The sequence below is a fragment of the Pseudoalteromonas 'SMAR' genome (assembly GCF_048515945.1).
Taxonomy (GTDB): domain Bacteria; phylum Pseudomonadota; class Gammaproteobacteria; order Enterobacterales; family Alteromonadaceae; genus Pseudoalteromonas.
Window position 1 is genome coordinate 1 of the sequence record NZ_JBLWMW010000025.1, and the last position, 24,780, is coordinate 24,780.

The window sequence follows — 24,780 nt, forward strand, 5'->3', positions numbered from 1 at the left end:
ATCATTCCTCTTTTGTGTATTCTAGTGAAATGACACAGATTTCTAAACACTACCTCACGAAGATGCCCATGACCATGTGCATTGGGTCGAGCTATTTTATGATCTGATCCATGTGGTCATTATTTTCTTACTTGGAAACTTTTTAAGCGACCACTTAAGTGTGGATGGTTTTCTAGCGTTTGCGGGACTATTTATCGCTGTCTGGTTTGCATGGGCAGACTCTAGCGTTTTTAACTCACTCTATGTCAGCACAGACGTAAAACACCGACTCATTATGTCGTGCCAGATTGTAACCGCAATGGTTATGGCTGCGTCAATTCCTCATGTTTTAGATAAGGGCTGGATGTATTTTGCCCTTGCCTACGCAGCGAATAGAATGATCACCGCCTATTTGTACCACAGAACGAATAGACTTGGTGTTGAAGCAACCGTGCTTTCACGAACAGTCAGCCGCAACTTCTTTGTTCTTGCTATCGTATTCGCAATAAGTGCTTTTCTACCTAAACCGTATAACTTTGCGGTATTTGCACTTGCCATACTTTCGATCCAACTTCTGTATATGTTGCCCAAAATTGGCGTTTTAGACTGTAAGCGCTTTTTACCTCGATTAGGGCATATGTCTGAACGGTTTGCTTTATTACTTCTCATAGTTGTTGGTGAAGGATTCTTTAAGCTAGTGATCACTCTATCCGAAAAGGGCGTGTATAAAGTCACTCCAGAAGTACTGTTTAACTTTATGTTTGGGGGTATAGCGGTATTTATTCAATGCTGGATTTATTTCGACTTTGTAGGAAATGGAAAGCCTAAAAATCAAGAAAAATGGACACTTGTTAACTGGTGGTTAGCGCATTTATTCCTAATGCTATCTGCTGTGATGGTGGGTGTTGCATTGTCTGGTGAAGTAAAAGTAGGATTTTGGGACCCATATCCGCTCAAATATGGTGCTATAGGTTGTATTGCCCTTGCCTCATATTTACTGTGTCTACTTTGGATTCAATTCAATATCGAAGAACGAATTGCTCATCGATTCGCCACCGCAAAAGTACGTATGTTTGGCGTTGTTTTGGCTTTAGCAACATTATTGGTCTTACCCTATGTGCCAGCTTTAATAGGTAATCTTTTATGGGGGGCGGCGTTAATTTCTCAAATAGCCATTCCAGTAACAAGAGCCTATCTTACCTTTTCCAAAGAAGAACAAGATAAAGCTTAAAAATTACGCACTAACAGTTAATTCAATAATTAGCGGAAAAATTGATGGGCAAGAAACTAACAACAAGAAAGCATGTATACGATATTCTTGAACACGGATTCGAAGGTTCGAGAGCTAGTCGCTTATTTAGCGGCTTTATCGTAGTACTTATCATTTTAAATGTGAGTGCCATCATTCTTGAGTCTTATCAATTAGCTGAGCTAGGGATTAAAGAATAAGAGCTTTTCATTAAGTTGAAGCTAATGGCTAGCAATAACCCCTATTTAACGATACAGCAAGAGCTGCCAAAACAACTCCAAGTTAGAGGGATAGTGCGTTTTTTGGCGAATGTGCGCTACAGTAGTGAATTAAAGCGATTCATATTACACTAGCGCCACTTCGGCAACTAATTAATAAATCGACTTATGCCATTACTTTGGATAGTTACCGCCTTATGGGCATTTTCATTTTCTCTGATTGGGGTTTATCTTGCGGGCCAAGTAGACACTTGGTTTAGTGCGCTGTCGCGCACTGTGTTGGCGGCATTGGTGTTTGTGCCATTTCTTAAGCCTAGGCAAATCAAGGCGCAATTGGCACTAAAACTGATGGCCATTGGCGCGATACAAATTGGCCTAATGTACAGCTTTTATTACCATTCATTTTTATACCTAAGCGTTCCCGAAGTCCTGCTGTTTACGGTGATGACGCCGGTGTATATTACCTTGATCAACGACCTGCTTGAGCACAAAATCAACTACCACTTTTTGTTTTCAGCTTTACTTGCCATTGTCGGTGCCATTACCATGCGCTACACCGAGCTAACCAGTGATTACCTGTTTGGTTTGCTGTTAGTGCAAGGGGCAAACCTGTGCTTTGCCCTTGGCCAAGTAGGCTATAAAAAGCTCAGTGAGCAGCAAACGCTGGTGCATCATCAAAGCTTTGGCTATTTCTTTATTGGTGCCTCGGTTATCTTAGGCTTAGGCTTTATGCTGTTCGGCAACGCCCAACAATTACCCACCACTGAGTTGCAATGGGGCATTGTTATCTACCTGGGTTTAGTGGCCTCTGGAATTGGCTATTTTGTTTGGAACCTGGGTCTAACGCGGGTCTCTGTGGGTGAGCTGGCGGTGATGAACAATGCCTTAATTCCCGCCGGGATCATGGTCAACTTGCTGATTTGGAATCGCGAAGCGGATCTGCTACGCCTTGGCGCTGGCAGCCTGATTATCTTTTGCGCGCTCATTTACAGTCAGCGCAGTGCAAAACTTAACTCAGCAAACAAGAGCGCGATTTAAAGCGTCTTGTAGAAGTGAATTTTATAATCGAGCGGGGTTGTTACGGGCTCACACTTTACTATGTGATAACCATGGCTTATGAGCATCAGCAGCATGGTGTTAAAGCGGTTGCGAGACTTCACTCGAATGGCAGCAAAACCTTGCTGCCGGCACCACTGCTCTTGTTTGAACAATAATAGCTTAGCAATACCATGACCACGGTATTGCGGAATAACCGCCCCCAACCAACTATAGAATTCCTGATCATCAAGTGCATAGCCAAGTTTATAGGCCACAGGGTGCTCCCCAGCATACGCCACCAGCAACAAATGCTGTTTGCCCGTTAACCTTTGTGCTATCTGAGCTCGCTGTCGCGGCTGGCTGAACTCTGGAATTTGCTGCTCTACCTGCAACAAATCATCAATTCCTGCGGGTTTAATCTCTATTTTCATCGCAGCTCCTGCTCAATAACAAAATGAGCACCATAATTTACCCGAGCTAAAGCGCCATTGATTAAGGTTAAATTGGGAGCTTGATGGCCAATATCGACATCGTAAATTACCGGCAAATTGAGCCCTTCAAACACTTTTTGTAAGGCATCAATATGAGTCCAGTCGCTGTCCTCGGCGACGGTTACCGGGTTGCGGCCTATTAATATTCCCGACAGCTGCGAAAACCAACCTCGTAACTTAAGACTTTGCAACGCACGGTAATACGCCGGCGGTGACAGCTCTGCGTTTTCTAAGTACAAAATAATGTCTTGCTGCGGATACAGCTTGGCAAATTCTTCAAGATCAAAGTACTCCGTGCCAGCGAGCAACATGTGAATATCCAAACAGCCGCCTAATAACCTTCCAGAAAACGCCCCTTCTGGTGCCTTGGAGTTTAATACCCGCCACTGAGTAGAGTCACTTAGGTTAAATCCAGTATTGGGGTGGGCAGCAAAATCTAACGACTGCGGTTCAAAAGAGGATGAAGGATACTGCCTGAAACCGCCGCCAGGCGCAGTGCCTAAATGGCTGAACAGTGACGTAGTTAGGGGATCGGTTTGTTTGTCTGTGAGTTGCATCAGGTTGGTTGCGTGGACACTCGCCCAGCCCAATTTACAGGTCAATGCCGTTAATAGCGTGCTAACATCCGAAAAGCCTATCAACCACTTTGGCCTTGCCTGTTGTAGACGCTGCCAATCCAATAAAGGCAATATATCCATCGCCACAGCCCCACCCCAAGGCGGCATAATGGCATCGATCTCATCATCTAACAGCAGCTGCATAAGCTCCTGCGCTCTGTCATCAGCACTGGCACTGACATAATGGTGATTCTGGCGCAGACACTGCCCTTGTAACACTTCGAACCCTTGGCTATGCAAATACGCTAAGGCATTATCCAGCCGTGCATGCATGGCTTGGGGCACGCCTGCAGAAAAGGCACTCACCGCTATTTTACTGCCCGGTTGCAAAGGGCTAGGATACTTCATGGCTAAACTTAAAACGCATAACAAAGCTTTATGCTACACCAGTGCAAAGTAAAATACATCGGATTATGAAATGGCTACCACAGGAGTGTCGGAATCAAAGCCAACATCAGTAAATAAGCTGTCTATTTCCAGCTCCATATCTTTACGGTTTAAATCCAATGACTTTAATGTACTCCCCCCTAATAAGGCTTCTTGGCCGCGCTCTAAACGCGCATGAAGACTGGCAATAATACTGCGAATTCGCTGTTTATCTTGTTGCTCTATGCCTTTTTTCTGCTCAGTGTGACGGTCGAGCTGAGCTAACATCTCCAGCCGCTGCGCCAGCTCTTTATAACTCAAAAAGTCCAGATTTAAACTGCTAAATAACTGCAATTGGGCCTGATCTTTTGCCGTTGCTTTAGGTTGTAATGGTTGAGTCATAATATCGGCAACTAACGCCCGCAACTGCTCAATTGCCTTAGCTCTGTCGCGAGAAAAAGCACTGAGGTCTAGGTTGGTTGCTAATGGTTCTTGTGGCACCGATGCACTCATCTGATTTGCCGGTAATTGTGCAGTTATAGCACGGGTTTGCTTAGCCGATAAGACATCCTGATAGTGACTTTGAAAACCACTGGGCTTCGTGTTTTCTTGCGTTTCACTTGCCTGCAAAGAGGCGTTTGACGTAGTAACAAAATGAGATAAAAACTGTGTTTGCATGGCCAGCCTATGACAACAATAAAACACAGTTGCACTGCAAGCATTATTCCACGTAAACCTTTAAGCAAAACTGCCGATAATTTAATCAAACCCCAAGAAAAATGCCTTTTTGTCAGCTAAAACGGCAAGGCTTAGCCTTTGCAGTGTCAGTACCGGGGCAGTTTTTAGCCGCACCGCAATGTCACGGCAATCATGGTTACTGCCACACTTGCGTTTTGTTATTTGGTACAAAGTTTGCTGTATAAAAATCAACCTAATAATGGATGTGCTTCATCATGAGACTAACAAAGGAAGAGTTGCAATTCATTCACACCACATTGAGTACCAAAGAGTCGCCGCACTTTGCCGAGCTTGCAACCCATGCACGACTGCAGCAGCAACTTAGCAATGAGATACGCAGCTTACTCAATGGTATGGCCGACAGTGCTCAATTTAGCTTAGTAGCCAGAGGCGGCAGAGAAGAAGTCGAGTTTCCAATCAAAAACCTGAGCACCATCATTGATATACTGCAAAGCAACCTCGCCGCACCGAATATTGTCGACGCCAATCACCAGGGTTTAGCCAGAAGCTGGCGTACTTGCCCACAAACACCGGCACTTATGCGGCTAAGCGCGAACCTTATGCCCTTTCCCTTAGTATCCATTTCTCAAACTGGAGGGCTTATCAATACTTTTCCCTATTTAGCCGCACCATTGCAACAGCGCCTTTGTAAGCGCATTGCTAAGCTATACCTAGGTAACATGGCCCCGTTACTGTTAAGTATCAATGCCCTGGTCCTGAGTGGCCGGCATCAGTTGGCTATTTCATTTAATTTAAACGCCGCCGACAGCGAAACCTTAAAGGCCTTTATTCTCCATCATTATGTGGCTGGTAAGGGGATAAACCTATAAACCGAGCGCTTCATAAACTACACGAATGGCCAATAGTATAAAGGCAACACCAAGCAACTTGTCGATACCAGAGCGCTTAGCGGTGAGATCAAATTTATCGCGGGCTGTGGCACTAATAACCGACACCACAAAATACCACATAGCATCAATCGTCAGTACCGTCACGCACATAATAAGACCGACTGAGAGTGTCATTTTCTCAGGCTCGATAAACTGCGAAAACAGCGCGACAAAAAAGATCGCCAGCTTGGGGTTTAAAAAGGCAATGGCAAAGCCGTCTTTTGCAGCCTGCCAGTAACTGGTGGTCGCCAAATCGTTCACGACCTGCAAACCTTGGCTTTGGCTGCGCAGTATTTTGATACCCATCCATGCCAAATAAGCCGCCCCACCGTAGACGAGAGTTTGGTATAACAGTGGTGATTGCTGAATTAACCCAGATAACCCCAACAGCGCCAGACAAGCGTAAATGCCAACCCCAAAACCATGAGATAAGCTGGCAACAATCCCGTGTTTCGCGCTTTGAAATAGACTATAGCGTAATACCACAGCCAGACTTGGTCCTGGCGACATTGCCCCCATTGCGCAAATAGCTGCTAAGCTTAGCCATGCAGTTAGTTCCATAATAATTCCATGCAAAATAACAAAGTCATAGAATAGCAAATTTTGCTACCCTAACGCAGCTCTTGGCTCTCAGCTGGGTGTATGCCATTGCTATAAGAGGTTTGTTCAGGTAACGCCTTTGACTGGCTAAGCGCCCAAGTGCTATCGCTTTTACTAGCGTTGTGCTTAGTTTTGTTGGCCAAATGCCAAAAAACCACTGCAATCACCCCAGCAACAAGTTCCAGTGCCCACGTCGCAGCCGAGTTAGCTGGCCAAATTCCCAGGTTAGGTAACAAATAAGTCAGCAAAGAAGTCAGTGGCAACGAGATACATAACACAGCAATTAAGCGCTGAACGTACACAGCGGTGCGCGACAGCTCAAACCGCAATGCTGCCAAAAGAACCGCAAAGAAACAAAGGTAATACAACCACATATACGCTAGGTTGACATTCAATGACGTGAGCGCTAACCACTTTGTAACAGCAAACGCCATTGCTACTCCAAGCAGGGAGCCCAAGGCTACGCCAATGGTAAGCTTGGCCATCACACGAGGAGCACGGGACTGCTCAGCAGCATTTGATTTGTGGCGTTTTTGCAACCACAGTAAATTTCCGGTGTAAAACAGCACAGCACCTAAAATACCCATAATAAAGTAACCAAAGCGCCCAAGCTCGCCGCCAAAGCTACCAAAATGCAGTCCGAATAAGGTGGTGACCACTTTCCCCCAAACACCCTGATCGCCATTCATTATACTGCTGCTCGACACTTCAAAAGTATAAGGGTGCATAAACAAAAAGTCTGTTTTGGGGCCCCGCATTAAGTGCTGCTCACTCACTAACTGAATTGAAGCCCGGGGCGAGCTGCTGTTTAAACCACTGAGGCTGATTTGCTTAACCTGATGCTCTGGCGCGTATTCGTTGGCTTTAGCAATAAGTGTAGTGATACTGGGCAACACTTGACTGTTGAAAGTTGTTTCAGAGGCAACCGGGCGCGGAAATAAGGGTTTATCGCCATATATTTTCCCTAAACCATCGTACAGTACATCATGAAAAGCAAACACTATTACGGTAATGGCAATCACGATATGAAATGGCAAACTGGTAATGCCAATAAGGTTGTGCGTATCAAGCCAAAAACGCTTGCTGCCTTTATCTTGTCTTAAAGCTAAAAAGTGCTTTGCTAGAGTCGGCAATAAAAAGATAAGCCCAGACAGCAACGCCAAAAAGTACAAAATGGCGGCCACACCAAGCACATACACACCGGCTTGTTCGTGACCCACCTCTCCTGCTATCCCGGCGCTACGATGAAGATAATCGACCAGCGCAGACAGCTCATTTTTACTACTGGTATGAGCTATCAGCTCGCCATTTCCATCGAGGCTTGCATGCCAAAGCTGGTCGTCCAGGCGCAGTCCTCGAGGGCTCCCTTGCTGATACCAGGTGACCGGAGAGGTGTTTTCGGTCAAACTCAAGGTGATTTGTTTGCTCGATTCAGGGTGGCCAAAAAAGACTTGCTGTAGTAAGTCATCGTACTGGTTTATTTCTACTTGAGGTAAGTGCTGTGTCGGTGGCGTTGACCATTCATCAATCACTCCGGCATACATGGTGATGGCACCGGCGAAAAAGCCAATAAACAATAATAACCCGGTGGTGATCCCAGTCCAGGTATGAATTGTTTGATAGGTGCGTAACACATCGGCGCGTATCTTCATAAGCCCCCCTGAACCATATACAGAGCGGCATAAGCTATAATGTTTGCGCCACCTAGCCAAATAAAGGCTTGTTTTTCGGTTGGAAATAGATAAACCAAGCTCAGTATCAGCAACCAAATGGGGGTGATCATCCACATCAGAAACTGACTACGCCAGAGTAATCGCTCAGCGCTAATTTGTTGCTGCAAACCGTCGCTGCCAAGCCAAGCAAATAAGCCAACTAAGGCAAAACTTAACGCCAGTCCAAGCACCCCACCCGCGGCGGATTTCCCCCACAAGTGCGGCTTTATAGTGTGTTTTTTTGATAAGGCACTCATGAGGACTTGTTAAATAACCATAAAATTATAAAAGGGATCAGCGCAGTAAATACCATGACCGCCAGTAACCAGCTGAAAACCACAGCTGCTCCGACAAACATGTCAATGGCGATAAGCAAAGCAAGCAAAGATAGTCCAGCGCTTACAAGTCGCCACGACTTGGCTATTGGAGAGTTAAGGAGACGTTGATGTTTCATACTGAGATATAACAGCAAGATGGCTGTTAACAGGGTGAATAAGAAGACAGTGCCAAGCACAGCAAACTCCATTTTACGAGCGGCTAAACATTACTGGTTACAGGATTATAACCTTTGTGTCATATACAGCAACAGCAAAATAAAAATATATGAGAATCATTTTTATTACGAAACTTTAACCGTCGGGCTTGATGAAGCACTCACTATGTGTGTCTTACCATTGCTGAGTATTTGCACTTTTGCCATTCTCTTCTTAAGCTTTTAAAAGTGACTACAAGGCTTGGCTTCATGTTAAGAGTACTGTTTCTACTTAGTTTTTTTTGCTGCTTTTCCACGCAAGCAAATACCGATAAGCGTATTGTGAATATCTGCTTTGAACGCTGGTGGTCATACAGCTTCACCAACGACTCAGGCTTCGCTGCCGGTATTGAGGTGGAGATAATTCGCCATGCCCTGCGTGGCAGCGGCTTTCGCGCCACTTTTCATGAGCTTCCCTACCGTAGGTGCCTAGCGGGCGTAAGGCAAAGAGTATTTGATTTCACCTTATATGTTGATAGCTCAGATGGCTTACCAATTGTTGATGTCTCTTTCACCACGTGGAAACTGGCTCTAGCGGTAAAACAAGGTCGGTTCACGAATTATGCAGAACTCCTCAATCTGCCTGCGCCAAAAGTCATGATCTCAGATGAATACACTTACCCCGACGCAGTAAATCAGCGCTTAGGCGCAATCAATGCCGCCATTGTTAAACGCTCTTACTATGAGCAAAACCATGCCGATGGCCGCAGATTTTTCTCTGTGCTGCAAAGTAACCGCGTCGATGCCGTGCTTGTAGATAAAATCTGGGCCATGGAAATCATTCGACACCACAAGCTTCCCGTTTATCTATTACCCCAAGCGTTCCATTTTGAACAGCAATACATGGGCTATCATAAAGAGAATCAAGCCCTGGCAACGCAGGTTGAAACCTTACTTAAGCAAGTGTCAAAAGAGACCGTAAAGCGCCTAGAAATTAAATACTTAGGTAGTACGCCATAGCCCTGTAACCTTCACACAATAGTTTAATTATTATCTAACAACCCCATAACCACCATTCAACTCTGTGCAGCTACACTTATAAATGAAGTGGTTGTTAGGGGGTCTTATGATCATAAAAAGAGCGCTAATAGTAGCTTTGATCACTGCGCTTAGCTGCAGTGCGTGGTGGCTTTGGCACAGCATGAAACGTTATGAACATATCGCCACAGTGGTGGCCGCACCACCAGCCAAAGCACACTTTAGGTTAGGTTTTCACCCTCATATTGCACAAGTTGAACGCCCGAGAGATCCCTTTCCTTTCCCCATTGCTGTAGGAGGCTTTGGCCCTGATACCAACCTCTACTCTGGCCCCAATCAATATCCATTTTACTGTATGACTATGGATTCAGGGTTAGGCCAGCCTAGCGTGGATAATCAGCAGCAATATGGCGTGCCTGTTTATAAGGCCGGGCAGCTGGCCGGATACAGTAAAGACTGTATGATCCCTACCCGAATTAATTACTACGCCATTAATAACAATGATCAAGTAGAGGCGCTAACCGACATCGACTCCCCTTTTCAGCACCCAGTGTTGCTGCGGGTTGAACAAGGCACTATTAACCGCTTTATTTACACCATAGTGATGCCCATTGCGGCAGCCGAAGTCGGTGATAGGTTGGCAAAATCACAATGGAACCAGCGCCTTATTTATCAATTTAATGGTGGCTCAGGTATTGGTTACCGTCAAGGCCGGCAGCGCGCAAGCCGAGTGATAGAGCGCCAGTTAGAGCAGCTTAAGCTAGGGTATGCGGTGATCAGTTCCAGCGGTAATAAAACCAGCTATACCTACAACATGCTGTTGGCAGAAGATACTGCCAGAAGAGTAAAAAAACAATTTACCAGCCTCTATGGTGAGCCTCTTTATACGGTTGGTGTTGGCGGCTCAGGAGGCGGGTTGGCGCAATACTTAATTGCGCAAAACAGCGAGGGCATTTTGGATGGCTTAATTCCGCTTTATAGCTACCCAGATATGATCACCCAAACCACCTATGCATTGGATTGCGACTTACTTAATAACTACTTTACCTTTAGAGCAGACGACAAAAAAGCGTGGCGAGATTGGCAGCGACGCCGCCACATTGAAGGCATGAATGCCCTCAATGACTTTCCCCAAAAAGGCGGTTTTTTACAGCCCCTTAACCAGCTCATGGCAGGCTTCGTGCCTTCTTTTCCTGATGGCAGTAGTGAATGCATTAATGGCTACTTTGGGCTTTCGGCCTTTATTAATAACCCTAGGCAAGGGTTTTTGCGGCCGTTATTCAGTGAGCAACTGAATGCCACAACACATTGGAGTTACTGGCAGGATATGCAACATATTCTGGGCACCGATGAGCATGGCTTAGGTCTGAGTACCTGGGATAATGTTGGCGTACAATATGGTTTAGAGGCACTGAAAGCCAACGACATCAGCTTAGCTGAGTTTATCGACATCAATCAAAAAGTGGGGGCATGGAAACCGCAATCACACATGCGCCAAGAGCAAATAGCCTTACCGCTGGGTCATAAAATCCCAATTTGGCTCACGCTCTGGGGCAACCACAATATTACCACCCCGAATGACGATGGCGTTGCACCGCGTCACCACGGCGATCTCAAGGCCATGCAAAACGCCTATCGCTCCGGCCAAGTATTCATTGGCCGCGTTAACCTGCCTATTATCGATGCTCGTCATTATTTGGAAAACGAGCTCGATATGCACCACATGTCCGCTTCATTTTATTCTCGCCTGCGTATTCAGCAAGCCAATGGCCATGCTAAAAACCAACTGATTTGGGTGGCCGATAAAGCGTTTAACCCGACCGCTTTAGCCTTCAAAGAAATGGACAAATGGCTATTAAATATTAACAACAACCCAGGCATTGGAGTGGTTGAGGCCAAACCAAAAACACTTAAAGATACGTGTTTTGCCGCAAACGGCGACATTATTGCTCAAGGTAACCACGTTTTCGATGGCCTTTGGAATAACCAAGCTCCGGGCAAATGCACTAAACAATACCCTATGTATTCCACCAGCCGTATCCAAGCTGGTGGTTCGTGGCATGGCGACACCTTTAAATGTCATCTAATTCCCGTAGCGGAAGCCGCCACCATCGGCCTTTATGGCGAGGTGGAGATTGCAGCGGCTATTCCTAAACTACAACAAATATTTCCCATGGGCGTGTGTGATTATCGCCAACCAGATGTTGGGCGACCGCAAGATTTGTAAGCTTGTACATTTTCAGGAAGTTCGCTTTGAAAGTAAATGGCCATTTATTTCAGCCTTAATCACTGAAGTGATTCAAGCTGGACACAGCTCTAACTGATTTTAGCTATTTTTTATAAAGCCATCGTTTGTCCATGGTTACTCCATATTTACTCGATACGATGGCGTTGGTTTTTATAGAACATGGATGTTCCCTTTCCCCGCGCTTACTGATTTTGCAGCGAAATATGGCCAACGTTAAGAGAAGTGCTCACTTAATAATGCCTGCTACAGCTTACAGCAATAAAATTGTTTTAAATTGTAAAACACCATTTTAGAAACAAACAATCAGTAGTAGACTGTGAGCTCACACTTAGACTACTGATATAATTGAAAATAAATTTTATCTCGATACAACCTAGCGCTTATTCAATGCCACATTAGCATCGATTGCAGCGCTCGTGCATCATCCCATTTAATAGGAAACATAGGTAAGGTTATCGGTCACCATTGCCTTAACAGAGTCCGAAGTAACTCTTGAGACAACTGTAACTGCTAATAGTCTTTACACTAAACTGTGACCACCTCCCCTCGGCGCGTTGCAGTGTAAAACGGTTCAGTTAATCAAGGATTACCATAGCCCAAAGCCCTCTTGCGAGGGCTTTTTTATTACAACAGATAGGCTAAGTTAGAATTGCACACTTAAGCTCAACGAAACGTCATCAACGTCATTGGCAGAAATAAAATACTTGCTGTATTCCACTCCTAATGACAACGAGTTGGTTACCTGATACGCAAGTCCAGCTCCGACAAAGCCGCTGGTGCCAGTGTCTTCATAACGGCTAGAAAAACGGCCATCGCGAACGCTATTGATTTTATAATCCCAATTAAACGCCCCCAAAAAGGCTTTGCCGCTCAACTTTTCTGTTATGGCGTTACGATAGTTAAACTGTAACGCAGGCCCTTCTGGCAGAACTGGAGCCACTCTTAATAGCTGCTGTTGAGTTTGCTCTGGGTCATCACTGAGCCCGCTAAACTCAACACTGCCTTGGCCTAAATCGATGTAGCGTAAGCCCACTTGCCAGCTTGGCAACAACTCATAAAAGGCCCCAATAGACCAACTGTTACTTTGCTCGTCTACTGCCATGACATCAAGCCCCGCACTGGCAATCTGGCTATCTGCCTCAGACTGACCTGCAGTTGCCGTCAATTGCCAGTTTGCCGCATTGGCTTGAGTGCTTAACAAACAACTGGTGGTCACTAAGGCAAAGGCCGGCAGTAATGCTTTTCGGCGACGAATAACCAGCGCACTCATTAATAATAACACCATACCTCCCATGCTCCCTGAGGAACTATTTTCAACCTTGACCGCTTGTTTAAGCGTGACTGTGACAGTCACAAGCCCCTCAGAAGTAGCACCAAATTCATCTTTAACTGTATACACTATGGTATCGACTCCCGCAAAACCTGAGTTTGGTTTGTAGCTTAAGGTGCCATCCATATTCACACTCGCTGACCCTTGCTGTGCCGTCGCAGCCACCAAGCTCAACGCACCACCTTCAGGGTCACTGTCGTTGGCTAAGACATCAATCACCAGCTCTGAGCCATTACTGGAAGCCGTATCATTCACCGTTTGCGGCGGCTGATTGACCGCTATAGTTACCACAGCGGTACTATTTGATGAGCCGCCTTGGCTATCGGTGACACTGTATTGAATCGTCGTTTCACCAATAAAGTTAGCGGGTGGAAGATAACGGAGCTGATTGTTTTCAATGGTAACGTCACCAAAATCAACCGTGGCACCTGTAATAGTAAGGGTGTCATTATCTGCATCGCTGTCGTTTTCAAGTACATCAATGACCACTTCTTGACCCGACACTATGGTGACGGAGTCTGGATTGGCTTCAGGCTGCGCATTGTCACTCACCGGAACCGCAATACCACCGGGGTCAACAATACTGCCATTGGCTATACCATCATCGTCGTTCGGGCCACCATCAACAATTCGTAGCTGCACACACCAGTGCCCTTCGGCCAGCCCTGTCGTCCATTCATTGCTGCCTGGAGGTGGACAGAAGCCGGGCTCACCTTGGGTAGAAAGGAGCTCATTATTGTCATCCGATACAAAGTCTCGCCACTGGCCAGCAACCAACTTACGGTAAACCGCGTTAAGTGGAATGGGGTTAATTTGTGGAATAACGATGCTGTAGACATCACCAGCCTGAGGCAAGCCAGAGGCAATGAAGTCAAACAAGCCGCCGGCATTATTGGCTCCTGGGTCACTTGGGACTTCATTTTGCAACAGCTGCACACCACCGGTTGAGTTTTGCGGCACAGTTGCGCCTTTACGTAAGCAAACGCCAGGGTCGCCTTCTACTAGGAACTGACTCGACTCTAGTGCCTGTTCTTGCATAACGTTACAATCGCTGATGGCATCTTGGTAATCTGGAATGCCATCGCCGTCGGAGTCTGAGTAGCCTTCTTGGTCGTCTGGGATTAAATCACCATCGGAATCTTCGCTGCCAAGCGCCGCTAAGGATTGTATTACTTCGATGTAAATATCGCGCGATGTTGATAAGCTCGGTGTGGCGTTATCCTCAGCAACTAACTCTACTTTGTAGATCCCTGGAGCGACATCCTGAGGAGTAAACTCAAACACCATAGGATCGCTAGAGAGGTTAATTAACTCTGAGTCTGGCAGCCAAGTAACCGTTACTTGGTCGTTGGGGTTAGGATCGGATACCTCTGCAGTTATCGTCACCAACTCACTGTTAGCGGTCACCAGAGCGCGCTCCTCACCAGCTTGGACCACGGTAACTGAGGCACTAGGCGCAACATTTTGCTCCACAATGGTCACCGTTGATGAAGATTTAGCACCGAGGTTAAGGCTGCTGTCTAGCGAGATAACAATGGTTTCATTCTCTTCACTGACGCCATCGGCAAAAACATTAAAGCTTATGCTGCCACTGGTGCCAGAATTAATGACCACTTCACCCTCTTGCAAGTCATGGTCGCTGCTGTCTGCTGTTCCACTGACAGTGTAAGGCACAACCACAGGGTAACTTGGTGCCACACCATTTAAGAAGACATTGACAGTGTGGCTGCGGTCTTCAGCAATTCGGCTGTCTTTTTGCAACGATATTAATGGGTTTACAGCAAGGTTTTGGCTCGCAACGGCCTGCTGACCTTGGCTGTCTTCAGTTTGCCAGTAAACAATATGCTGGCCAGGCGCAAAAATAGGCCTTCTATCCACTAACGAAACCGGTAATGGATTGCCCTGACTGTCGCTCGCGACAGCGGTACCTAAGTCCACCTTAGTGAATAACCCGGTGGCATCAACCGTTAAGTCATCCGGCGCAGTAATAGAAGGCGCTGAACCTGAGTTGGTAGCATTTATGGTTACTGCAGCGTTAGCGCGAGCTCGGGCTTTACCAGCATCTTCAATCACATAGGTTACGTTAACCGGACCTTGAGCGTTGGCCGTGGCTTGATAGGTTAAGCTATCAGTGCCAATGGTAACACTGCCCAATGAAGCGCGAGCCCCGATAATACGCAAGGTGTCACCATCTGGGTCGCTATCATTGGCTAACACCGGCAACACATACTGATTATTGGCAACTGGCTCAAAGGTAAAGCTGTCGTCTAGGGCAATCGGCAAGTCATTCACTGCCGTAACCGCGATGTTAACCGTGGCAAGGTCTGACTCAAGCTCACCGTCTGAAGCAATAAAGCTAAAACTATCACTGCCGTTGAAGTTAGGTAGCGGGGTGTAGCTAAACACCGTGCCTTGCACCTCTAGTACGCCATTTTGTGGTTGTGATTGCAAAGACAAGGTCAGTTCATCGCCATCCACGTCACTGACATCGGCAGTAAAGCTGGTGGTACCATCTTCAACCACCGTACGTTGGATGTTGTTGGCAACCGGAGCTTGGTTGGTTGCAGTTACCTCAAGGGTAAAGGCTGGCAGGCTGGCGCTCAGTTCACCATCGCTGACACTAATAACAATGTTACTATAGCTGCCCACATCATCACGTATTGGTGTGCCCGATAAGGTGCCTGAAGCCGCGTCAAAGCTCGACCAGCTTGGTGCATTGGCCACCGAGAAGGTTAAGGTTTCAGAGTCGCTATCGGCTGCGCTAGGCGTAAAGCTATAGACTTCATCTTGTGCCACGCTAGTGGTTGGCGTCCCTGAAATGGTAGGAGCATCATTGACTGCATTGACGACAATGCTAAATGCCGCCAAAGAGGCTTCGGCTTGACCATCTGAAACGGTGATCACAATATCTCTGTAAGTGCCCTCTTGGCCTTCTGTCGGTGTGCCGGTGATACTCCCAGTGGTGCTATCAAAGCTTGCCCAAACAGGAAGGTTTTCGATACTAAAGCTGAGGTTATCTTCATCGCTGTCGTTCGCCGTTGGCGTAAAGCTGTAGGCATTGTCTTCGTCTACACTTGTAGCTGGTGCTCCAGAGATAGTAGGCGCATCGTTTACCGCTGTAACCGTAATACTGACAGTGGCCGTATTCGACACTAGGCCCTCGGCATCGGCCACGGTATAGCTGAAACTGTCTTCACCAAAGAAGTTGTCACTTGGCGTGTAAATGGCACTACCGGAATTGAGCACTTGTACTGTGCCACCTTGAGGTTGACTAACAATAGCAACACTGGCAGCGTTTAGCTGGCTGTCAACATCGCTATCATTGCCTAACAGGTTGATTTCAATATTGCCATCTTCGAGTAACTGTGCCGTGTTGTCGTTAGCAACAGGTGCATCGTTCACAGCGCTAATGTTGACTGTTACCGTAGCAGGATCTGAGCGTAACCCTTCACTGTCTACTATGGTGTAGGTAAAGCTTAACGTGCCGTTCTGATCTTGTTTAGGGCTAATAGACAGCACGCCATTACTGGCCACGCTGACATTGGCTAAGTCGTAATTACCAGCGCCATCGCCTTTATCTTCAAGTGTGATGTCTGAGCCGTCAAACGAAGGGTCCTCAATGTCGGAGTCGTTGGCCAACACCGCCAGTGAGGTTGCGGTATCTTCGTTGGTGGTGACACTGTCGTCACCTGCCACTGGGCGGTCGTTAACGGCACCAATATTCACTGCAACCGTAGCAATGTTGGATTTGCCCCCTTCACTATCCAAAATTGAATAGGTAAAGCTGTCGCTGCCGGTTTCATTGGCGTTCGGGGTGTAAGTGATGGTGCCGTTAGTGGCATCAATCGCTGTCTGACCTTTTGCCGGCGCCGACTCAATGGCAATCGCACCGCTTGGGTTAGTGTCTTCCACATCGGTAGCATTGGCTCGCACTGCCAGCGCTTGGGTTGGGGTGTCTTCGTTGATGTTGGGCGTAAAGTTAGCCGCCACCGGTAAATCGTTCACCGCGGTAATGGTGATATTGACCGTGGCCTCGTTCGACTCTGCCAGAGTTGAGTCTTTCACCGTATAAGTGAAAGAGTCGCTGCCATTTTCATTCGCCGTTGGGGTGAATGTCACCACACCATTGGAGACGCTCACTCGCCCTTTGCTTGGTTGAGTTTTGATGGTTACCGATGACGCCACCATATTCGCTTCTGGATCGCTGTCATTATTCAACACATTCACCGTGTTAGAAGCGTCCTCCAGGGTCGTCAAGGTATCATTGACTGCCGTTGGTGCGTCTTCAATCGGGTTCATGTTGATGGTGACAGTGTAGCTAGAGGAGCTGGCATTGGCTTTATCTTCAACATGATAGGTAAAGCTATCGGTGTGATTTTCACTGCCATTATGCACATAGGAAAAGCTGCCATCCGAATTCAATGTTAGGGTGCCATATTGCGGATCGGTGTCTTTCACTATGGTTAAACTGTCATTGCTGTCGAGATCATCGTCGCTGGCAAGTGACAATAAGCCATTGTTGAAATCTCGTGACAGTGTGGCCCCTTCATCAATGGTAAAGCTGGTATCTTGGCCCGCTGGCGCATCATTGGTGTTGACGACTTCAATATTAAACGCCGTTAAGGTGTCGGAATCCGTACCATCGTTCACCGTTATCGCAATATTGCTGGTAGTGCCGACATGGGAATCATCTGGAGTACCCGACAACTTACCCGTTTGAGTATCAAAGCTCGCCCAACTGGGTTTATTGACAATGCTATAGGTAAAGGTATCACCGGTATCAGGGTCGGTGAGTGTTGGGGTAAAGCTATACTCGCTGTCTTCATTTACGCTGGTTGCTGGTGTGCCTGATAGTACTGGCGCAACGTTATACTTTTTAATCACCGTATCTGTGATAGCTGAACTTGCGTTACCTGCTTCGTCAGAGACGATGACCGATAGTGTCAGTGTACCTTCATTTAATGAAGTCACATTGATACCTGTTTGTTGTTGAGTAGCACCAGAGATAGCAACAGGACTATTACTAGAGACCGAGTTGCTACCATCGGAAATTTGGTAGGTAAAGGTACCACTCGACTCTAGGCCCGTTAAGGTGAAACTAAATGCGGCTTCATTCCCTGCATTGATCAAGCTTTGATCTACTTCTGCAGATATGCCATCTGGTTTTTCATTATCTAAGGTTATGCTCTGCGTTGCCGCAGTAGAGCTATTACCTGCAGTATCGGTTTGTGTTGCCGAGACCGAAAGCGTGCCATTATTTAGGTTACTGACATCCAGCTCACTGCCGCTCAGCGTCCAATTACCTGAATTGTCGGCTGTAACGGTACTGCTCACTGTCGCATTGTTATCCGTGATATTAACGGTCACACTATTATCAGGTTCTGCCCCTGTTCCCGAGATCAGCACGTCGCTGTCTTCTGCGGCATTGACAATATTATCTATTTCAATTGGCGTAGTAATTGTAATGGTAAACGGCGCTATATTATCAAGCGTAATGCTTTGTGTAGCCGCTGATGAATTATTGCCCGCCGTATCGATTTGCGTGGCCGAAACCGTGAGCGTGCCATTGTTCAGATTACTGATATCTAGCTCACTGCCATTTAAGGTCCAGTTGCCAGAGTTGTCAGCGGTCACGGTACGGCTTACCGAGCTGTTGTTATCGGTGATGGTCACCGTGACGCTATTACCCACTTCAGCACCGGAGCCCGCGATCAAGACATCACTGTCTTCCGCTGCACTGATGATATTATCGGTTTCAATTGGCGTCGTAATCGAGACAGTTGACGGTGCTATGTTATCAAGGGTAATGTTTTGAGTCGCCGCAGTAGAGGTGTTGCCTGCGGTGTCTGTTTGTGTCGCTGAGACACTAAGCGTACCGTTATTTAGATTGCTGACATCCAACTCGCTGCCGTTGAGTGTCCAGTTGCCAGAGCTGTCTGCGGTCACAGTACGGTTCACTGAACTGTTACTATCACTAATGGTTACTGTGACACTGTTTCCTGCTTCTGCCCCGGAGCCCGCGATCAGTACATCGTTGTCTTCTGCCGCATTAACCATACCATCGCTTTCTATTGGCGTGGTGATGCTTGGCGCACTCACCGTGTTGTCAATCGTTACCGACAAACCGGCACTGTCAGATGTGTTGCCTGCAGTATCCGTTGCGCGAGCAGAAATCTTTTGCGCGCCTGTTGTCAGCTCTGAGCTAGTAATTGTCCATGTTCCACCGCTTACCACTGCATTGCCTACAGTGCCATCTACATTTGAAATGAGTATTACCGTATCACCGGTAGTACCAGTGCCTGTAAACGTTGGAGTGGTGTCGTTAGTGATATTGTCTGTGTTTGATGTGCCTGAGTCACTGCTAGCACTGAGGTCTGGAATAGATGGAGTGCTTGGTGCTGTAGTGTCAATAGTGACACTTAGGCTACCTGAAGAGGTACTTTCATTGCTATCCGCATCGGTCGCCTTAGCAGAAATCCCATGTACCAGACCTGCGGTCAACGCACTGGTTGTAATCTGCCAGTTACCGCCAGTGGCAATACCTGTGCCAATGACTGTGGCTCCGCCACCAACCTGATCACTGTAAAGTGTAACGGTTGCGCCGCTTTCGGCCGTACCACTAAGGGTTGGTGTGGTGTCGTTAGTAATATTATCGCTGTTCGAAGCGCCACTGTCTGAACCCGCATCAAGATCCGGTGTAGAAGGCGCGTTCGGAGCAACATCATCGTTCACTGTAATGGTAAACGCTTCTTGTAGCGTGTTTGTTGAATCATCTGATTGAATACAAATGCTATAGTCACCGGCAGCTAGCGTGGTGCTTGGCTCGACGATGCTGCCATTAATTTGGAAGCTGCTGTTGTCTGCGCTTGAGCTACAACTTCCGGCGTCACTGCTGCCACTGGCAACCAGTGAGTAAGTGTGAGATGAGTCGTCAACATCCGTAGTTGAAAGGATACCAATATTGGCATCCGCTACTGCGGCAGACTGGTCGATGGTTGTATTATTTAAGCTAATGGCTGTTGGGGCATCGTCTACCGGAGTGATGGTCACGCTTGCTTGGTTACTGCCCGTACTGTCTGCTGTGCCGTCGTTAAAGGTATAGTTTAGGGTCACTGAAGTACTGGGGTTTTCTGAGCTATTACTGTAGCCAATAGCCTGTAAGGTATTATCTACCAACGCAGAGGTTGCATTACTATTAAAGGTTAGCACCAGGGTACCCGATGAATTGGTGGTTACCGTACCAATTGACGTGCCATTGTAGTCAAACGTATTGCCTTCGGTTAACGTACTAAGCAGCCCAGTATTGCTAAATACATCTTCCGCATTGGCACCAACGGAACGGGTAATGGTCAGTGTTGCACCATCATAATTACCATTGCCACCATTTAACGCGTCTAATTCGGTGTCTGAAACCGTGACATCACTGTCGATGGCAACGGCACTGCCTCCTTCAGTGAAAGTTGCTGCGCCATTTAGGCTAGCAAACACCGGCACTTCATTGGCGGGCTCAAAGGTAATGACCGTATCACTGCCGGAGTCGGCCACGGTAAATACTAAATTATTAGCCGGGGCATTAGTAAGGGCTATCGACACCTCAGAAGTTGCAAACGTAGTTGCGTTAGTGTCTACCTCTAAAGTGCTGGTTCCGTTGAAGCGCACATTACTGGTTGTGAGTCCTGTGACGTTGGCAATAGTGATCTTATCACCTGAAGCCAGATCAGCGATGGTATCGCCATTTAAGTCACTTGCCTCACCAACAAAGTTATCGTTTCCAGCATTACCTGTCATGGTGTCAGTTCCACCACCCGGGCGGAGGGTGTCTGCGCCACTACCACCAGTAATGGTGTCAGAGCCATCTAAATCGGTAGCTGTGATTTGCAGTACATCACTCACAAATGCAGAGGCATTCAGAGTCAATCCTGCTGTAACGGCACTGCCGCTAGTATTAGTTACTGAAACCGTTTGGCCATCTGAGCTAAAGTTATCAGTCAAGGTAATAGTCGCATTGCTGTTGGTGCCAATGGCGATGCCCTCAATGGCAGAGATAGACGTTGTGGAGAAGTCAAACGTGCCACCGTCCATGAGCTTAAGTGTTTCACTGCCCGCCGCACCGGTGATAGCTGTCGCAAAGTCGCTCAGGTTAGCAGCATCAATGGCAACCGTTGCGCCACTGCTTAAATTCAGTGTGCTTAAATTCGTGAAGGTACCGCCGCTGACATCAGCTCCATCACTGGCCAATACATTATCGGCTACGGTGGCCTCACCCGTTAAGGTGCCTGAATAACTGCTACCACCAATCGCAAAAGTAATGGCGTCGGTTGCGGAGTTAGCCGAAACGCTGGTAGTGCCATTGGTAACAGTAATGGTTCTGGTGTTTGAGCTGTCATCGCCAACGCTATAACTTTCAACACTCGCCAGAGTACTGAAGTCGCCATCGCCACTCAGGGTAATGGTTTCACTGCCTGGCGCTGTTATAGTGCCGCCAAAGTTATTATGCTGACTGGTGGTCATGGCAACGGAAGCGCCAGAGGTAAGAGTGAGGCTATTAACTGAACTGATGGTTGCGCCGGTGATATCTGCGCCAGAGCCTAATGACAGCGTATCGCTCACTGTGCCTTCGCCGGTGATGGTGCCTGTGTAAGTAAGCGAGCCTAAAGCGAAAGTGACAGCATCGCTAGTAGAGGTTGCTGAAACAGAATGCTCGGCGGCACTGACGGTGACTGTTCTAGTATTAGTAGAGTCGTCTGAAACAGAGTAATTTTCAAGCGCCGATACCGTAGTAAAGTCACCATCTCCGGCTATATTCACAGTCTCTGTGCCACCACCAGTTACAGTGCCAGTAAAAGAAGGAAGTTGCGATGCAGTAAGCGTTGCCGAGCCACCCGATGCCACTGATAAGTTTTCAAAACCACTCACTGAGGCACCAGCAATACTGCCACCATTATCCACTGAGAGAGTATCAGTACCTGAGCCACCAGCTAGGGTACCGGTTGCAGTGAGTGTGCCGACATGCACCGTATCGTTGCCACTGCTACCAGTAAGATTTTGCCCAGCAGCCCCTAAATTGAATGTATTAGCGGCAGAAAGCACATAACTTTCAATCGCAATGTTGCCTGTTAAGCCATCACTAGCATCACTAATTGTGATTGTTTCATTTGCTGCTGCTGTGATTGTTGAGAAGCCATCATGTTGCGCTTCGGTCATGGTCACAGCGGCACCACTTGTGAGTTCCAGTGACTCAAAGCCACTGATGGTGCCACCACTGAGGTTAGCACCATTACCAATTTGCAAGGTATCCGTGCCAGTACCACCTGAGAGTGTACCAGTCACTGTAAATCCAGCGGCATTTATTGTGTCGTTGCCGCTGCTGCCGGTTATATTTTGCCCCGCAGAAGCCAAGGTAAAGCTCATGGCAGCACCAAGCACGTAGGTTTCAATATCGCTATCACCGGTTAACGCTTGATCACCATTCGCATTGGAAATCGTAAATTGATTCGTACCCGCGCCATTAATGGTAGTAAAGCTTTCATGCTGCGATTCAGTCAATGTAAGCGAAGCATCATTGTCTGGCGTCAGCGTCTCAAAGTTAGTTAACGAGACAAAATTAGCCAAATTCGACCCTGTGGGTACGCTCAACGTATCTGTACCTGTGCCGCCATCTGCTGTCGAGCCAGTGATATGGCTGGTATCCGCAATGGTCAAGGTTTCATCATCACTGGTGAAGGTAATGGCCGGTGTTAAATTCGTGCCATTGGTGGTGTTGAAACTTGCCGCAGTACTGCTTGCAGCGGTGACATTGCTAACGGCAATCGTTGCAGTTCGAGAAGTGCTGTTATCGGTGCCATCATTAATTACCACTGTCACCGTTCTGGCAGTTTCATTTGGTGAGCTAGAGGTATTGTTATAGGTTACCGCCTGAAGAAAGCTTGCTACTTCTGCAGCGGTGGCCGTTGCCCCTGTAATGGAAATGGTGTCATTTAACGTAATATCTGTAGCACCAGAAATACCACTTAGCGCATTTTGCGCCGCAGCTGATACATTTAACCCCTCCGATGCGCCATCTTGGTCATTGGTCAAGCTAATGGTTATGGTGGAAATGGTGTCGCCATCTGCTTCTGTAACAGCGGCATTACTGGCGATACTTACCGCACTGCCGCCTTCAGCAAAAGAGGCGCTGCTGTCGTCACTCCCCGAGGTAGAATCAAGGTCGACCTCAGGCGCAGTATTCGCAGTAGTAAAGTTAAAGGTAGTATCGTCACTAATGCCAGCAAAGCTATTGCCAGCACCATCGTCGACTGCAGTAGCTGCGATGCGAATGGCGTAATTACGATTACCGGTTAAGTTACTGGTTGGGTTGAGGTAAATTTTGTCATTAGTAATGCCAATACGACCTGCTGAAGGAGTCGTTGTGGTGCCATCGCTTTCAGAGGCAACATCAAATACTTCAAAGTCACTGCTACCCGTTACATCGCGGATGGTAATATTACCGCTGCCAAGGGCGATATTTTCACTAAAGTCGAGCACAATGTTATCGCTGGCTGTGACGTTGGTTGCGTTGTCATTTGGTGTGGAGTTAGCGCCGTCGAATAAAGGAGCTGTGGTGTCCACAGTAAAAGAGGTAATCGCTAGAGCTGAGTTAGCGTTTCCAGCAGTATCGGTTACCGTAACCGTACAATCACTGTAACTGCCATCCGCTAACGGAGTTGAATTATCGGTTTGAGTTAGGGTAATGGTTTGGTTGCCAGTTGAGCTAATTGTTGTCGAACTTGATGTGCCACAACTTCCACCAACTGACAAAGTGCCTGTTTCTGTGGTGCTAAACGTGTAATTGGGTGTTGAATCATTGGTTGGCGTTGTTACAGCAGTCACTTCTGCAACCGTCGGCGCTGTAGTATCTACTGTAAAACTGCTAATACTCAAAGCAGAACTTGCATTATTTGCGGCGTCCGTCACGGTGACCGTACAGTTACTATAAGTACCATCAGCTAACGCACTCGTGTTGTCAGTTTGAGTTAATGTTATGGTTTGATTGCCAGTGCTGCTGATTGTGGTTGAGGTGGATGTGCCACAGCTACCTCCCACCGATAAAGTGCCCGCCTCATCCGTAGAAAAAACGTAGTTTGGTGTGTTGTCATTGGTGGGAGAGGTGACTGCCGTGACCTGGTTTAATATGGGGGGAGTGCTATCGCTTGCAGCTTCTGTGAAAGTAATCGAATCTATTGCAAACCGATTGTCGTAAACATTATTAAACGAGTCATAAAACTCCAATACAACAGTGTCAACGTTTTGCCAGTCACTGCCTGAAAAATCTGTGCCCCATGCAATCGTAAATACATCTGCAGCATTCCCTTGGGGAATTGTAACCGTGGCGGTCACAGGTGTTGCTGAAGTCCCACCATCATACCCTTTTAAACGGAGCTGATAATTATTATTTGCTATCTGTAAGTTAGGGTAAATAGAAATTGAATCAAAACTAAAGTTGTTGCTAGTATCACTGGTATAAAACACATACCCACCAGCGCTAGCAGAAGGTGAAGCATTTATGAAATCATCCGCTGCCGCTGCAGTACCTCCATAGACGGTCATTGTTGACGACGTATAGGAAGTTGCAGAGCCCGCATCTAGCAAGTATGTGACCGAGTTGTCAGTATGAGATATATTGGCAACACCACTACCTGACTTTACTTTATAGTCGATAGTGGCTGCAGCGGCTGACAAACTAGACAACGACAATCCAGTAAACACTGTTCCACTAATAGCAACTGCAATTTGATTCAACTTCATATTTTCACTC

12 protein-coding genes are annotated in these 24,780 nt (G+C 47.1%); 5 read left to right on the forward strand and 7 right to left on the reverse strand.

Annotation, left to right across the window (positions count from 1 at the left end):
- Positions 1-76 precede the first annotated feature (76 nt).
- Positions 77-1,210, forward strand: coding sequence for a low temperature requirement protein A (locus ACNKW2_RS11580; RefSeq protein WP_419148706.1), 1,134 nt, complete (start codon positions 77-79; stop codon positions 1,208-1,210).
- Between the two features lie 404 nt (positions 1,211-1,614).
- On the forward strand, positions 1,615-2,484 hold the full coding sequence (locus ACNKW2_RS11585) for a DMT family transporter (RefSeq protein WP_419148707.1): 870 nt from the start codon (positions 1,615-1,617) through the stop codon (positions 2,482-2,484).
- On the opposite strand, the gene ACNKW2_RS11590 is transcribed toward ACNKW2_RS11585, so the two are convergent.
- From ACNKW2_RS11590 to ACNKW2_RS11600, 3 genes are all read right to left on the reverse strand, one after another.
- Positions 2,481-2,915, reverse strand: a complete 435-nt coding sequence (locus ACNKW2_RS11590) for a GNAT family N-acetyltransferase (RefSeq protein WP_419148708.1) — start codon at positions 2,913-2,915, stop codon at positions 2,481-2,483. The two genes, ACNKW2_RS11585 and ACNKW2_RS11590, sit on opposite strands and share 4 nt — an antisense overlap.
- Positions 2,912-3,940: a S66 family peptidase gene (locus tag ACNKW2_RS11595; RefSeq protein ID WP_419148709.1), complete on the reverse strand. Its 1,029-nt coding sequence runs from the start codon at positions 3,938-3,940 to the stop codon at positions 2,912-2,914. The genes ACNKW2_RS11590 and ACNKW2_RS11595 overlap by 4 nt, the downstream gene beginning before the upstream one ends.
- 63 nt (positions 3,941-4,003) lie before the next feature.
- Positions 4,004-4,636, reverse strand: a complete 633-nt coding sequence (locus ACNKW2_RS11600) for a hypothetical protein (protein ID WP_419148711.1) — start codon at positions 4,634-4,636, stop codon at positions 4,004-4,006.
- 275 nt (positions 4,637-4,911) lie between these two features.
- Between ACNKW2_RS11600 and ACNKW2_RS11605 the strand changes: the two genes are divergently transcribed.
- Positions 4,912-5,526, forward strand: coding sequence for a hypothetical protein (locus tag ACNKW2_RS11605; RefSeq protein ID WP_419148712.1), 615 nt, complete (start codon positions 4,912-4,914; stop codon positions 5,524-5,526).
- On the opposite strand, the gene ACNKW2_RS11610 is transcribed toward ACNKW2_RS11605, so the two are convergent.
- Genes ACNKW2_RS11610 through ACNKW2_RS11620 form a run of 3 tightly spaced genes read right to left on the reverse strand, consistent with a single transcriptional unit; the run spans position 5,521 to position 8,155 of the window.
- On the reverse strand, positions 5,521-6,147 hold the full coding sequence (locus ACNKW2_RS11610) for a LysE family translocator (RefSeq protein WP_419148713.1): 627 nt from the start codon (positions 6,145-6,147) through the stop codon (positions 5,521-5,523). The two genes, ACNKW2_RS11605 and ACNKW2_RS11610, sit on opposite strands and share 6 nt — an antisense overlap.
- A gap of 50 nt (positions 6,148-6,197) precedes the next feature.
- Entirely contained in the window at positions 6,198-7,838 is a 1,641-nt protein-coding gene (locus ACNKW2_RS11615; RefSeq protein ID WP_419148714.1) for a PepSY-associated TM helix domain-containing protein, read from the reverse strand.
- Entirely contained in the window at positions 7,835-8,155 is a 321-nt protein-coding gene (locus tag ACNKW2_RS11620) for a hypothetical protein (RefSeq protein ID WP_419148715.1), read from the reverse strand. The genes ACNKW2_RS11615 and ACNKW2_RS11620 overlap by 4 nt, the downstream gene beginning before the upstream one ends.
- A 485-nt stretch (positions 8,156-8,640) precedes the next feature.
- On the opposite strand from ACNKW2_RS11620, the gene ACNKW2_RS11625 reads away from it, so the two are divergent.
- Together ACNKW2_RS11625 and ACNKW2_RS11630 are read left to right on the forward strand one after the other, a co-directional pair.
- Positions 8,641-9,390 (forward strand): substrate-binding periplasmic protein, encoded by a 750-nt coding sequence (locus tag ACNKW2_RS11625; RefSeq protein WP_419148716.1) that lies wholly within the window; start codon positions 8,641-8,643, stop codon positions 9,388-9,390.
- 181 nt (positions 9,391-9,571) lie between these two features.
- The gene (locus tag ACNKW2_RS11630; RefSeq protein WP_419148717.1) at positions 9,572-11,635 is read left to right on the forward strand and encodes a DUF6351 family protein; all 2,064 of its coding nucleotides are present in this window, start codon (positions 9,572-9,574) and stop codon (positions 11,633-11,635) included.
- Positions 11,636-12,299: 664 nt separating this feature from the next.
- On the opposite strand, the gene ACNKW2_RS11635 is transcribed toward ACNKW2_RS11630, so the two are convergent.
- Positions 12,300-24,770 (reverse strand): Ig-like domain-containing protein, encoded by a 12,471-nt coding sequence (locus tag ACNKW2_RS11635; RefSeq protein WP_419148718.1) that lies wholly within the window; start codon positions 24,768-24,770, stop codon positions 12,300-12,302.
- Positions 24,771-24,780 lie beyond the last annotated feature (10 nt).

What these genes read in the sequence shown, in the direction of transcription:
- ACNKW2_RS11625 (WP_419148716.1), top strand. Translation starts at nt 8,641, where the DNA reads ATGTTAAGAGTACTGTTTCTACTTAGTTTTTTTTGCTGCTTTTCCACG.
- ACNKW2_RS11595 (WP_419148709.1), bottom strand. Translation starts at nt 3,940, where the DNA reads ATGAAGTATCCTAGCCCTTTGCAACCGGGCAGTAAAATAGCGGTGAGT.
- ACNKW2_RS11630 (WP_419148717.1), top strand. Translation starts at nt 9,572, where the DNA reads ATGAAACGTTATGAACATATCGCCACAGTGGTGGCCGCACCACCAGCC.
- ACNKW2_RS11615 (WP_419148714.1), bottom strand. Translation starts at nt 7,838, where the DNA reads ATGAAGATACGCGCCGATGTGTTACGCACCTATCAAACAATTCATACC.
- ACNKW2_RS11600 (WP_419148711.1), bottom strand. Translation starts at nt 4,636, where the DNA reads ATGCAAACACAGTTTTTATCTCATTTTGTTACTACGTCAAACGCCTCT.
- ACNKW2_RS11605 (WP_419148712.1), top strand. Translation starts at nt 4,912, where the DNA reads ATGAGACTAACAAAGGAAGAGTTGCAATTCATTCACACCACATTGAGT.
- ACNKW2_RS11590 (WP_419148708.1), bottom strand. Translation starts at nt 2,915, where the DNA reads ATGAAAATAGAGATTAAACCCGCAGGAATTGATGATTTGTTGCAGGTA.
- ACNKW2_RS11635 (WP_419148718.1), bottom strand. Translation starts at nt 24,770, where the DNA reads ATGAAGTTGAATCAAATTGCAGTTGCTATTAGTGGAACAGTGTTTACT.
- ACNKW2_RS11585 (WP_419148707.1), top strand. Translation starts at nt 1,615, where the DNA reads ATGCCATTACTTTGGATAGTTACCGCCTTATGGGCATTTTCATTTTCT.
- ACNKW2_RS11610 (WP_419148713.1), bottom strand. Translation starts at nt 6,147, where the DNA reads ATGGAACTAACTGCATGGCTAAGCTTAGCAGCTATTTGCGCAATGGGG.
- ACNKW2_RS11620 (WP_419148715.1), bottom strand. Translation starts at nt 8,155, where the DNA reads ATGAGTGCCTTATCAAAAAAACACACTATAAAGCCGCACTTGTGGGGG.